Below are 12,141 nucleotides of genomic sequence, written 5' to 3'. Positions count from 1 at the left end.
CGGTACGGGATTTCTATTTATGTTTTGGCCCTTGGGTCACTAGCCTCTGTGGTGCGCACCAGGATGCGCTCAATAAAACCAGAGGAAACTTCCATGACAACTCCCCTTGGCCTCGGGGCTTTTCCCCTCCGTCGTACCTTCGGCGTTCTGACCGTCAGCCTGCTGTCCTTCTCCATCAACGCTGCAACGTTGACCCGTGATAACGGTGCCGCTGTCGGCGACAACCAGAACTCGCAAACCGCCGGCGCGACCGGGCCGGTGCTGTTGCAAGACGTACAGTTGATTCAGAAGCTCCAGCGTTTCGACCGTGAACGCATTCCTGAGCGCGTGGTGCATGCCCGTGGCACCGGCGCCCATGGCACGTTCACCGTGACTGACGACCTCAGTGACTTGACCAAGGCCAAGGTATTCGCCGGCGGGCAGAGCACGCCGGTATTTGTGCGTTTCTCCGCAGTGGTCCATGGCAACCACTCACCGGAAACCCTGCGTGACCCACGGGGGTTCGCCACCAAGTTCTACACCGCAGACGGAAACTGGGACCTGGTCGGCAACAATTTCCCGACCTTCTTCATCAGGGACGCCATCAAGTTTCCGGACATGGTCCATGCCTTCAAGCCGGACCCACGCACCAACCTTGACGACGACTCCCGTCGTTTCGATTTCTTCTCCCATGTTCCGGAAGCCACTCGCACTTTGACCGAGTTGTATTCCAACTCCGGTACCCCGGCCAGTTATCGGGAGATGGACGGCAACGGTGTACATGCCTACAAGTTGGTTAACGCCAAAGGCGATGTTCACTATGTAAAATTTCACTGGAAAAGTTTGCAGGGGATAAAAAATCTCGACCCCAAAGAAGTTACCAATGTTCAAGGTCAAGACTACAGTCATATGACTAACGACTTGGTCGCTCATATTGACAAGGGTGATTTTCCGAAGTGGGACTTGTACGTCCAGGTTCTGAATCCTCAAGACTTGTCCAAGTTTGATTTCGATCCATTGGACGCGACCAAGATCTGGCCCGGTGTTCCTGAGCGAAAAGTTGGACAAATGGTGTTGAACCGTAATCCGGCGAATGTATTCCAGGAAACCGAACAAGTGGCGATGGCACCGGCCAACCTGGTGCCGGGTATCGAACCTTCGGAAGATCGCTTGTTGCAAGGGCGAGTGTTCTCGTATGCCGATACCCAACTGTATCGCCTGGGGGCCAATGCTCTGCAGTTGCCGATCAACGCACCAAAAAACGCCGTGAACAACGGTAATCAGGATGGTGCGATGAACATCGGCGCCAGCAGCACGGGGGTGAATTACCAGCCAAGCCGTCTGCTGCCTCGTGAGGAGCCGCAAACTGCGCGTTACAGCCAGTCGACCCTGTCGGGCAGCACGCAGCAGGCGAAGATTCAGCGTGAGCAGAACTTCAAGCAGGCCGGCGATCTGTATCGCTCGTTCAACCAGAAGGAACGCCAGGACCTGATCGACAGCTTCGGCGGCTCCCTGGCCACCACCGATGACGAGAGCAAGCACATCATCTTGTCCTTCCTCTATAAGGCCGACCCGGAATACGGGACGGGAGTAACCAAAGTGGCCAAGGGTGATCTGGCCCGGGTCAAGACGCTGGCGGCCAAACTGGTCGATTGATCTATCTGTCTGAAGCGGGGCCTCACGCGAGGTCCCGTCTGATCAAGGAGCGCTGCCATGCGTCTTTATTTGTCTGTGTTTCTGGCGTGCTGGTCACTCAGTGTGCTCGCCGGGGCTGAGCCGCAAATCTCGAAGGACCCCGAGGCGCTGAAAGCGCAATTACAGGATTACTATTTCGATGCCGCTCGACGGGGTGATGTGCCGATGCTCGAGACCTTCATCGAGGCCGGCTATTCCCTCGACACCCGCGACAGCAAGAGTTACACCGCACTGATTCTGGCCGCTTATCATGGTCAGAGTGCCGCCGTGGAGCGTTTGCTCGCGGCCGGGGCGGACGCCTGCGCTCAGGATCAACGCGGCAATACCGCGCTGATGGGCGCGATTTTCAAAGGCGAAGTGCAGATCGCTCGAACCCTGCTGGCCGCCAATTGCAGCCCCGACCAACGCAACGGCGCGGGGCAGACTGCGGCGATGTATGCCGGGTTGTTCAAGCGCGTCGAGTTGCTCGAGGCACTCAAGGCCAAAGGAGCGGACATGAACGCCGAAGATCCGTTGGGCAACAGTGCCGCGCGTCTGGCCAGCGGTGAAATCCGCACGGCGGCGCCGCGCTGATCCGCGTCAGCTGAGCTATCATCGCGGTTTTTGCCGGGAGTTCAGATGGCCAAGGCCAAGCGCATGTACGGCTGCACCGAGTGTGGTTCAACCTTCCCCAAGTGGGCCGGCCAGTGCGGCGAATGCGGGGCCTGGAACACGCTGACCGAAACCATGGTGGAGAGTGGCGGCGCCGCGGCCCCCAGCGGTCGCACCGGTTGGACTGGCCAGCAGGCGCAGATCAAGACTCTGGCCGAAGTCAGCGTCGAAGAAATTCCGCGTTTCTCCACGGCGTCCAGTGAGCTCGATCGCGTACTGGGCGGCGGTCTGGTGGATGGCTCGGTGGTGTTGATCGGTGGTGACCCCGGCATCGGCAAGTCGACCATTCTGTTGCAAACCTTGTGCAACCTCGCCAAGAGCATGCCGGCGCTGTATGTCACCGGCGAAGAGTCCCAGCAACAAGTGGCCATGCGTGCCCGGCGGCTGGGCTTGCCGCAGGATCAACTGCGGGTGATGACCGAAACCTGCATCGAAACCATCATCGCCACCGCCCGGCAGGAAAAGCCCAAGGTGATGGTGATCGACTCGATCCAGACGATCTTCACCGAGCAACTGCAGTCGGCACCGGGCGGTGTCTCCCAGGTGCGTGAGAGTGCCGCATTGTTGGTGCGTTACGCCAAGCAAAGCGGCACGGCGATTTTCCTCGTGGGCCATGTCACCAAGGAAGGCGCGCTGGCCGGCCCCCGGGTGCTGGAACACATGGTCGACACCGTTCTGTATTTCGAAGGCGAATCCGATGGGCGCCTGCGTTTGCTGCGGGCGGTGAAAAACCGGTTTGGCGCGGTGAATGAATTGGGCGTGTTCGGCATGACCGACAAAGGCCTGAAAGAAGTCTCCAACCCTTCGGCGATTTTCCTGACACGCGCCCAGGAAGAAGTCCCGGGCAGTGTGGTCATGGCCACGTGGGAAGGCACTCGGCCGATGCTGGTGGAAGTTCAGGCGCTGGTGGACGACAGTCATCTGGCCAACCCGCGCCGGGTGACGCTCGGTCTGGATCAGAATCGCCTGGCCATGTTGTTGGCGGTTTTGCACCGCCACGGCGGCATCCCGACCCACGATCAGGACGTGTTCCTCAATGTGGTCGGCGGTGTGAAGGTCCTGGAAACCGCTTCCGACCTGGCCTTGATGGCGGCGGTCATGTCCAGTTTGCGCAACCGGCCGCTGCCGCATGATCTGCTGGTGTTTGGCGAAGTCGGGTTGTCGGGTGAAGTACGCCCGGTACCGAGTGGCCAGGAGCGCTTGAAAGAAGCTGCCAAGCACGGCTTCAAACGCGCCATCGTGCCCAAGGGCAACGCGCCGAAAGAAGCACCGCCGGGGTTGCAGATTATTGCCGTGACACGCCTGGAACAGGCCCTCGACGCACTGTTCGAATAAACACTCATTTACGCCTGAACACCAGTAGGAGCTGCCGAAGGCTGCGATCTTTTGATCTTGATCTTCAGCGGTCTGTGAAAGCGCCCCGATCAAAAGATCGCAGCCTGCGGCAGCGCCTACACAAGCCAATCAGATTTCGATCAGCGCCCCCAATTCCCGCTCCAGTTCCTCGGGATCTCCCAGGTTCAGCTCGACCAGCCGTCTCAGGTGTTCGATCGAGTCCAGCCCGATATGCAGGCAGACAAAACCCAACTGGCCCTTGCCATCGTGGGTCAGCTGCACGTCCATTCGGATCTCGGCCTCGTTGTTCAAATGGATATCGGCTGCGAAGGGCTGGCTGGCGTCGCCTGACCAGGGCTCGGGACGCTGGATCAGCATGCCCTTGAGCGACAGGTCGAGCAATTGCACCGGCCAACGCTGCCCGTCCTGGCTCAGTTCGGTCTGCGCGCTGAAGGCGATGCGCTTGAAACGGCGGCGATCGGAATGCTGTTCGCTCATGGCCTGACCTCTCTGCTTGGTGCAATGACTATAGACCGGGCTTTGCGTCAGCCGCCACGCAATCCCTTATCTAGACCAACGTTGGGGGTGGCCTTTGAGGCCAGTAGCGCTAAACTCGAGATGGCTGTCTTTCTTGTCCACTCTGGCTGGAATCATAAAATGAAAAATAATAATAGCCCGCTACGCCATTTACCCTGGCTGCTGCTGGCAGTCGTAGGAGCGTGCGCCCTGGGCGTAGTGGCATTGCGCCGAGGCGAGGCGATCAACGCCTTGTGGATCGTGGTTGCCGCCGTGGCCATTTATCTGGTCGCGTATCGCTACTACAGCCTGTTCATCGCCAACAATGTGATGCAACTCGATTCGCGTCGGGCTACACCTGCCGTACTCAACAATGACGGTCTGGACTATGTGCCGACCAACAAACACATTCTTTTCGGCCACCACTTCGCAGCCATCGCCGGTGCGGGGCCGCTGGTCGGTCCGGTGTTGGCGGCGCAGATGGGGTACCTGCCCGGTACGCTGTGGCTGATTGCCGGCGTGGTGCTGGCCGGTGCGGTTCAGGACTTCATGGTCCTGTTCATGTCCACCCGCCGCAACGGCCGTTCCCTGGGCGACATGGTCCGTGAAGAAATGGGCCGCATCCCCGGGACCATCGCGCTGTTTGGCTGCTTCCTGATCATGATCATCATCCTCGCGGTGCTGGCGCTGATCGTGGTCAAGGCGCTGGCCGAAAGCCCGTGGGGCATCTTTACCGTGATGGCGACCATTCCGATCGCGATGTTCATGGGCGTCTACATGCGCTACATCCGCCCGGGTCGCATCGGTGAAATCTCGGTGATCGGCGTGCTGTTGCTGCTGGGTTCGATCTGGCTGGGCGGGCAGATCGCCGCGGATCCGGTCTGGGCCAAAGCCTTTACCTTCACCGGACTGCAGATTACCTGGATGTTGATCGGCTACGGTTTCGTGGCAGCCGTGTTGCCAGTGTGGCTGATCCTTGCGCCGCGTGACTACCTGTCGACCTTCCTGAAGATCGGCACCATCGTTGCGCTGGCGATCGGTATCCTGATCACCATGCCCGAGCTGAAAATGCCGGCCCTGACCCAGTTCATCGACGGCACCGGGCCGGTGTGGAAGGGTGGGTTGTTCCCGTTCCTGTTCATCACCATCGCCTGTGGCGCGGTGTCCGGTTTCCACGCACTGATCGCTTCCGGCACCACGCCGAAGCTGCTTGCCAGTGAAGGCCATGCCCGTTACATCGGTTACGGCGGCATGCTGATGGAATCGTTCGTGGCGATTATGGCAATGGTCGCTGCCTCGGTGATCGAACCGGGCGTGTACTTCGCCATGAACAGCCCGGCCGCGGTCGTCGGCGGTGATGTGGTGGCGGTAGCGACAGCGGTCAGCAACTGGGGCTTTGCCATCACGCCGGAAGCGTTGCAAGCGGTGGCCAAGGACATCGGTGAAACCACCATCCTGGCCCGTGCCGGCGGCGCACCGACCCTGGCGGTCGGTATCGCGCAGATCCTGCACAGCGTGCTGCCGGGTGAAAACACCATGGCGTTCTGGTACCACTTCGCGATCCTGTTTGAGGCGCTGTTCATCCTCACCGCGGTCGACGCCGGCACCCGTGCCGGACGCTTCATGCTGCAGGACTTGCTCGGCTCTTTCGTACCGGCGCTGAGACGCACCGAGTCCTGGACCGCCAACCTGATCGCCACCGCCGGTTGCGTGGCGATGTGGGGCTACTTGCTGTACCAAGGCGTGATCGACCCATTGGGCGGCATCAACACCTTGTGGCCATTGTTCGGTATCTCCAACCAGATGCTGGCCGGTATCGCGCTGATGCTGGCGACTGTCGTCTTGATCAAAATGAAACGTCAACGTTACATCTGGGTCACCATGCTGCCAGCCGTTTGGTTGCTGATCTGCACCACCACCGCAGGCTTCATCAAGCTGTTCGACGCCAACCCGGCGATCGGCTTCCTGTCGCTGGCCAAGAAGTACAGCGATGCCCTGGCCAACGGTCAGATCCTCGCTCCGGCCAAGAGCATCGAGCAGATGCAGCACGTGATCTACAACGCCTATACCAATGCAACGCTGACCGCGCTGTTCCTGTTCGTGGTGTTCAGCATCCTGTTCTATGCGCTCAAGGTCGGCATTGCCGCCTGGGGTACCAAAGAACGTACGGATAAAGAATCGCCATTCCAGGCTCAGCCGGATGCGTAACCTGAGGATTGCACCATGTTCAATGACCTGAGTCGCCTCGGTAAATACCTCGGTCAGGCCGCGCGCCTGATGGTCGGCATGCCCGACTACGACAACTACGTCGAGCATATGCAGACCAAACACCCGGACAAACCGGTGATGAGCTACGAGGCGTTCTTTCGCGAACGTCAGGAGGCTCGTTACGGTGGCAAGGGTGGACCGAAGTGCTGTTGATGTACGCGGTTTAGGCAACACACCACTGTAGGAGCACGGCTTTCCGGCGAAGGCGATCGTCAAGACGCTTTTGCCGGCAAGCCTGGCTCCTACAGTTTTTTGCGTCCGGGAGATCTTATTTTGTTAGCGCCAATCCCTGTCACGATCCTCAGCGGCTTCCTCGGCGCTGGTAAAACCACCTTGCTGCGCCACCTGCTCAAAGCCGAGCACGGCTTGAAAATCGCCGTGATCGAAAACGAATTCAGTGACGCCGGCATCGACACCCAACTGTTGGGCGACGAGCCAGTGCAAGTGATGACGCTGTCCAACGGCTGCGTCTGCTGCACCATCCACACCGATTTGACCAAAGCGCTGTACCTGTTGCTCGAACGCCTGGACAGCGGTGAAATTGCCTTCGACCGTCTGGTGATCGAATGCACCGGCCTGGCTGACCCGGCCCCGGTGGCGCAAACCTTTTTCATCGATGAAGAGCTGCGTGAGCGCTACATCCTCGACGGCATCATCACCTTGGTGGACGCGGCCCACGCCGACCTGCACCTGACCCAGACCATCGCCCAGGCGCAGATCGGTTTTGCCGACCGCTTGCTGGTGAGCAAGCGCGATCTGGTGGATGAGCCGACCTTCACGGCCCTCAGCGAACGCCTGACCCGCATCAACCGTCGCGCACCGATTCGTGTGGTCGACCACGGCAAGATTGATCTGGTCGAATTGCTCGATGTGCGTGGCTTCAACCTCAATGCCGACCTCGGTGGTGGCGTGAGTTTGCGCCCGGTGAGCAAGGCGCCCTCCATCGATCGCATTTCCAGCCTGGTGCTGCGTACCGACAAGCCGCTGGATATCGACAAGCTCAGCGAGTTCATGAATGAACTGCTGGAAGAGCATGGCAAACAACTGCTGCGCTACAAAGGCGTTTTGAACATCCTTGGCGAGCCGCGGCGCATGGTGTTTCAGGGGGTGCTGAAACTGTACGGCTTCGATTGGGATACCGAGTGGGCGGACGATGACACGCGCGAAAGCGTGATCGTGTTCATCGCCGATGAGTTGCCGGAAGAGAAGATTCGCGAGGGGTTTGCGCGGGTTGCGGCGCAGTAAGCCCCGACATTTTCAGCGGGCCTGATGCCGTCGTCGCGAGCAGGCTCGCTCCCACAAGGGAATGCATTTCTAATGTGGGATCGAGCCTGCTCGCGACGGCAATCTACCCGGCAACACGATTCTGGCTGACTACTGATCCAGAGTGCAGCAGTACCTCCTCAAGATGATCCAGATGTCGGTGCATCAACATTTCGGCCATCACCACATTCCCACGTTCCACCGCATCGACAATCCCCATGTGCTCCTGCCAGCCGCAATAATCACCGGTCTGAGCGTCATACTGCGCAATCGCCAACGAAGTCAGCGGCACCAAACTGCCAAGAAAATGCGCCAGCGGTGCATTTCCCGCCATTTCGGCCAGTTGCAAGTGAAACTCCCCCGATAACCGGATCGATGGACCACGCTCCTTACATTGGCGTTCGCTTTCGATCAAGGCACGCAGGCGCTTCAGGTTTTGCGCACGAGGTTGCTGGCAGGCAAGTTTCACCAGCGTGATTTCGGTCAGACGGCGGGCATGAAGAGTCTGACGGGTCTGTTCGGCATCGGGCTCGGCGACCCGGGGACGATGATTGGTCCGCAGGATGATGACCTGCTGATGGGACAGCTGCGTCAGCACACTACGGATGTCACTGCGCCTGGCACCGAACATCTGCGCCAGGCTATCTTCGGTAAAGCGGCTGGCCGCATTGATGCGCTGTTCGAGAATCGCGTCGAAGATCCGCGAATAGAGATCATCCACCGGTGGGCGAAAGGGCAGGGCAACAAGAGTTTGTGGTGAGGCGAAGCTGTTCATGGCCTGTCTCCAGTTCGAAGAGGGGGTCAACTGCCGAGGTGGTCATCCGGGATGTTCAATTCGATGCCCATCCGTTGGCCTTCGCTAAGGATGTGTCGACGCATCTCTGCACTGGCCTGGGCGCTGTTCTTGCTGCGGATGGCGCGCACCACCGCTTCGTTTTCCTCGAGACGTTCTGCCAAGTGCTCCGGAGAATTGCGCAGCACGTCGGCGCTTTGCTTGAGGGCATTGCTGGTCTGCTGCACCACGCTCTGGAAAATCGGGTTCGAGGTCAGGGTGAACAACTCTTCGTGGAACGCGATGTAGGCGTTCACACCGGCCTCGCTGTCATTGGCTTCCAGGGCTTCGCGCATGTCCATCAGGGTCAGGCGCAGTTGCCCGACTTCCTTGCTGCTGATGGACTGTGCCACCAGGCCGACGATGAACGGTTCGAGGGTGTAGCGCAGTTGCAGCACGTCTTCCAGGCTGGCCCCGGCGACCGCGCTGTCATGGCTTTGGCTGTCGCTGAGATTGGCCTCCAGCACCACCACGCCTTTGCCCGGCATCGAGCGCACCAGCCCGAGGGTTTCCAGCACGATCACCGCTTCACGCAGGCTTGGGCGGCTGATGCCCAGTTGTTCGGCCAGTTCACGCTGGCCCGGCAGCATGTCGCCGGAGCGCCACTGACCGCGGGCCAGCGCGGCCCGAAGTTTTTCTACCACTGAATTTACGACGGTTGACGAGGTAATCACTGTTCGCTCCAAGTCGCGATAAATGTGCCCGCCCGTGGGCAGGCACATGTTGTTTAAAATTCCTGCTGATGCGCCGGGACCACCGGTTTTCTCGGCTGGAAGGTATATCCCACTTGGCCGGAAAGCACTTTGTTTGCCCGTTGGATATCGATGTCCTTTTCCCAGCGAGCGATGGCCACCGTGGCGACGCAGTTACCAATCAAATTGGTCAGCGCCCGGCCGATGCCCATGAACCAGTCCACCGCCAGCACCAGCACCAGGCCCACCACCGGAATTGCCGGGATCGCTGTCAGGGTGGCGGCGAGAATCACCAGCGCCGAGCCGGGAATTCCGTGGGCACCTTTGGAGGTGATCAGCGACACCAGCAGAATCGTCAGCAGGTCAGTCATGGCCAGCGGCGTGCCGGTGGCATTGGCGATGAATACAATGGCCAGGGTCAGGTAGATCGAAAAACCATCAAGGTTGAACGAATACCCGGTCGGAATCACCAGCCCGACCGTGGAGCTGCCGATGCCCAGATGCTCAAGCTTGCGCATGATTTGTGGCAGCACGGCGTCGGAAGAAGCGGTGCCCATGACGATCAGCAGTTCTTCGCGCAGGTACTTGAGCAGCGGCCACATCCGCAGACCCGAGAGGCGCATCACCAGGCCGAGTATCAGCGCCACGAATGCCGCGCAAGTCAGGTAAAACAGGCCGACCAGGCTGCCCAAGTGTTGCAGCGAGTCCAGGCCATATTTACTGGTGGTGAAGGCGATGGCGCCGAAGACGCCGATCGGCGCCAGGCGCACAATCATGCCCATGATGCGGAAGATCACATGGCTCAGCTCGTTGATCAGCCGGGAAATACCCGACGCCGCTTCACCCACCAGGTTCAGCGCGCTGCCGAACAGCACCGAAAACAGCAGGACTTGCAGGATGTTGTTGTCGGCGAAGGCGCCGATCACCGACGTCGGAATCAGGTCCATCAGGAACTGCGTGGTGGTGTGCATGTGCTGTCCGCGCTGGGCAATGTCGCCCATGTCGGCGGCGGAGAGCTGCTCCAGATGAATGTTCGCGCCGCTGCCGATGCCGGTAGTGAAGGCGAACACCAGGCCGATCACCAGCGCGATGGTGGTCAGTATTTCGAAGTAGATCACCGACTTGAGGCCAATGCGGCCGACCTTCTTCAGGTCACCGGCACCGCTGATGCCGCTGACCACCACGCAAAACACGATCAGGCCAATGAGCATCTTGATCAGTTTGATGAAGCCGTCGCCGAGGGGTTTGAGTTGGGCGGAGTATTCGGGAAGGGCCAGCCCGCAGACGATGCCGAGCACCAGTCCGAGAACCACTTGAAGGAAGATTGAACGCGAGCACCATCTGAGCATGGGAGGAATCCTGGTCGGTGTCCTGGCTGCCGTGCGCGGGGCGCATCAGATTCAGGACTTAATTATTGTGGTCTTACCGGTATGTCCAGTGCAGGCGCAGTCTACGCTGAGTTTTTTCGGGATTACAAGTGAAAATCTAAAAATTGGCATGACCGGTCTGACCAGTGGTGCCGGTCCCATTGAATCTTTATGACGGACGAAAAAAAACCGGCCATCACTGGCCGGTTTTTTCATTACTGCGATTTAGCGGTGCAATTAAGCGCCGTATACCGGCAGTTTCTTGCAGATGGCCTTGACCTTCTCACGAACGGCGTCGATCACCGCTTCGTTGTTCAGGTCAGCCAGGATGTCGCAGATCCAGCCGGCCAGCTCTTTGCACTCTGCTTCCTTGAAGCCGCGAGTAGTCACAGCCGGGGTACCGAAACGCAGGCCGGAGGTGACGAACGGGGAGCGTGGATCGTTCGGTACCGAGTTCTTGTTCACGGTGATGAACGCTTTGCCCAGTGCGGCGTCGGCGTCTTTACCGGAGATTTCCTGCTTGATCAGCGACAGCAGGAACAGGTGGTTCTGAGTACCGCCCGACACCACGTCGAAACCGCGCTCGATGAACACGCCGGCCATGGCCTGGGCGTTTTTCACCACTTGTTGCTGGTAGGCCTTGAACTCAGGCTGCAGCGCTTCCTTGAAGCAGATCGCCTTGGCAGCGATCACGTGCTCCAGCGGGCCGCCCTGGGCGCCCGGGAATACTGCGGAGTTCAGCTTCTTCTCGATGTCGGCGTTGGCGCGAGCCAGGATCAGGCCGCCACGTGGACCGCGCAGGGTTTTGTGGGTGGTGGTGGTCACCACGTCAGCGAAAGGCACCGGGTTCGGGTAGACGCCAGCGGCGACCAGACCGGCCACGTGGGCCATGTCGACGAACAGGTAAGCACCAACCTTGTCAGCGATAGCGCGAAAGCGTGGGAAGTCCAGAACCTGCGAGTAGGCAGAGAAACCGGCCACGATCATTTTCGGCTTGTGCTCAACAGCCAGGCGCTCGACTTCGTCGTAGTCGATCAGGCCATTAGCGTCGATGCCGTACTGAACGGCGTTGTACAGCTTGCCGGAGGAGGAAACGCTGGCACCGTGGGTCAGGTGACCGCCGTGAGCCAGGCTCATGCCCAGAATGGTGTCGCCCGCTTGCAGCAGGGCCAGGTAAACGGCGCTGTTGGCTTGCGAACCGGCGTGCGGCTGAACGTTGGCGTAATCGGCGCCGAACAGTTCTTTGGCACGGTCGATGGCCAGTTGCTCGACCACATCGACGAACTCGCAACCGCCGTAGTAGCGCTTGCCCGGGTAACCTTCGGCGTACTTATTGGTCAGTACCGAGCCTTGAGCTTCCATCACCGCAGGGCTGGTGTAGTTTTCCGAAGCGATCAGCTCAATGTGCTCTTCCTGGCGCTGAGCTTCTTGCTCCATGGCGGCAAAGAGATCGGCGTCGTACTTGGCAATAGTCAAATCACGGCTGAACATGGCGGTCCTCAAGGATCGGGGGCAGAAAAGGGGGGCATTCTAACCCAATGGG

Annotated in this window: 11 protein-coding genes; 6 read left to right on the top strand and 5 right to left on the bottom strand. The window is 59.6% G+C overall.

The window, feature by feature from the left end; all coding sequences use genetic code 11:
• Positions 1 to 93: 93 nt before the first annotated feature.
• Genes katB through radA form a run of 3 tightly spaced genes read left to right on the top strand, consistent with a single transcriptional unit; the run spans position 94 to position 3,660 of the window.
• Positions 94 to 1,635, top strand: coding sequence for a catalase KatB (gene katB / locus AC1RO5_RS10645; RefSeq protein ID WP_493174844.1), 1,542 nt, complete (start codon positions 94 to 96; stop codon positions 1,633 to 1,635).
• Positions 1,636 to 1,692: 57 nt separating this feature from the next.
• Positions 1,693 to 2,247: an ankyrin repeat domain-containing protein gene (locus AC1RO5_RS10640; protein ID WP_493174843.1), complete on the top strand. Its 555-nt coding sequence runs from the start codon at positions 1,693 to 1,695 to the stop codon at positions 2,245 to 2,247.
• A gap of 45 nt (positions 2,248 to 2,292) precedes the next feature.
• Positions 2,293 to 3,660, top strand: coding sequence for a DNA repair protein RadA (gene radA / locus AC1RO5_RS10635; RefSeq protein ID WP_007937264.1), 1,368 nt, complete (start codon positions 2,293 to 2,295; stop codon positions 3,658 to 3,660).
• A gap of 129 nt (positions 3,661 to 3,789) precedes the next feature.
• On the opposite strand, the gene AC1RO5_RS10630 is transcribed toward radA, so the two are convergent.
• Complete coding sequence (locus AC1RO5_RS10630) at positions 3,790 to 4,158, bottom strand: PilZ domain-containing protein (protein ID WP_493174842.1); 369 nt, start codon at positions 4,156 to 4,158, stop codon at positions 3,790 to 3,792.
• A gap of 159 nt (positions 4,159 to 4,317) precedes the next feature.
• Between AC1RO5_RS10630 and AC1RO5_RS10625 the strand changes: the two genes are divergently transcribed.
• The 3 genes from AC1RO5_RS10625 (at position 4,318) to yjiA (ending at position 7,689) form a co-directional block, all read left to right on the top strand.
• On the top strand, positions 4,318 to 6,384 hold the full coding sequence (locus tag AC1RO5_RS10625) for a carbon starvation CstA family protein (protein ID WP_493174841.1): 2,067 nt from the start codon (positions 4,318 to 4,320) through the stop codon (positions 6,382 to 6,384).
• Positions 6,385 to 6,399: 15 nt separating this feature from the next.
• Positions 6,400 to 6,597, top strand: a complete 198-nt coding sequence (locus tag AC1RO5_RS10620) for a YbdD/YjiX family protein (protein WP_007937254.1) — start codon at positions 6,400 to 6,402, stop codon at positions 6,595 to 6,597.
• Between the two features lie 120 nt (positions 6,598 to 6,717).
• On the top strand, positions 6,718 to 7,689 hold the full coding sequence (yjiA, locus tag AC1RO5_RS10615; RefSeq protein ID WP_493174840.1) for a GTPase: 972 nt from the start codon (positions 6,718 to 6,720) through the stop codon (positions 7,687 to 7,689).
• A gap of 103 nt (positions 7,690 to 7,792) precedes the next feature.
• Here yjiA and AC1RO5_RS10610 read toward each other — a convergent pair whose 3' ends face one another.
• The 4 genes from AC1RO5_RS10610 to glyA all read right to left on the bottom strand — a co-directional run bounded on the left by AC1RO5_RS10610 (position 7,793) and on the right by glyA (position 12,089).
• A complete protein-coding gene (locus AC1RO5_RS10610; RefSeq protein WP_493174839.1) occupies positions 7,793 to 8,482 on the bottom strand; it encodes a GntR family transcriptional regulator in 690 nt (229 codons plus the stop codon).
• Between the two features lie 26 nt (positions 8,483 to 8,508).
• Positions 8,509 to 9,213 (bottom strand): FadR/GntR family transcriptional regulator, encoded by a 705-nt coding sequence (locus AC1RO5_RS10605; protein ID WP_493174838.1) that lies wholly within the window; start codon positions 9,211 to 9,213, stop codon positions 8,509 to 8,511.
• A 53-nt stretch (positions 9,214 to 9,266) separates the two neighbouring features.
• Complete coding sequence (locus tag AC1RO5_RS10600; protein WP_493174837.1) at positions 9,267 to 10,580, bottom strand: C4-dicarboxylate transporter DctA; 1,314 nt, start codon at positions 10,578 to 10,580, stop codon at positions 9,267 to 9,269.
• A gap of 255 nt (positions 10,581 to 10,835) precedes the next feature.
• Positions 10,836 to 12,089, bottom strand: a complete 1,254-nt coding sequence (glyA, locus tag AC1RO5_RS10595; RefSeq protein ID WP_493174836.1) for a serine hydroxymethyltransferase — start codon at positions 12,087 to 12,089, stop codon at positions 10,836 to 10,838.
• Positions 12,090 to 12,141: the final 52 nt, after the last annotated feature.

This window comes from Pseudomonas sp. GW822-FHT02G04, assembly GCF_058802085.1.
Note: the sequence above shows the minus strand (reverse complement) of the source record. Positions and strands in the feature narration are given on the sequence as shown.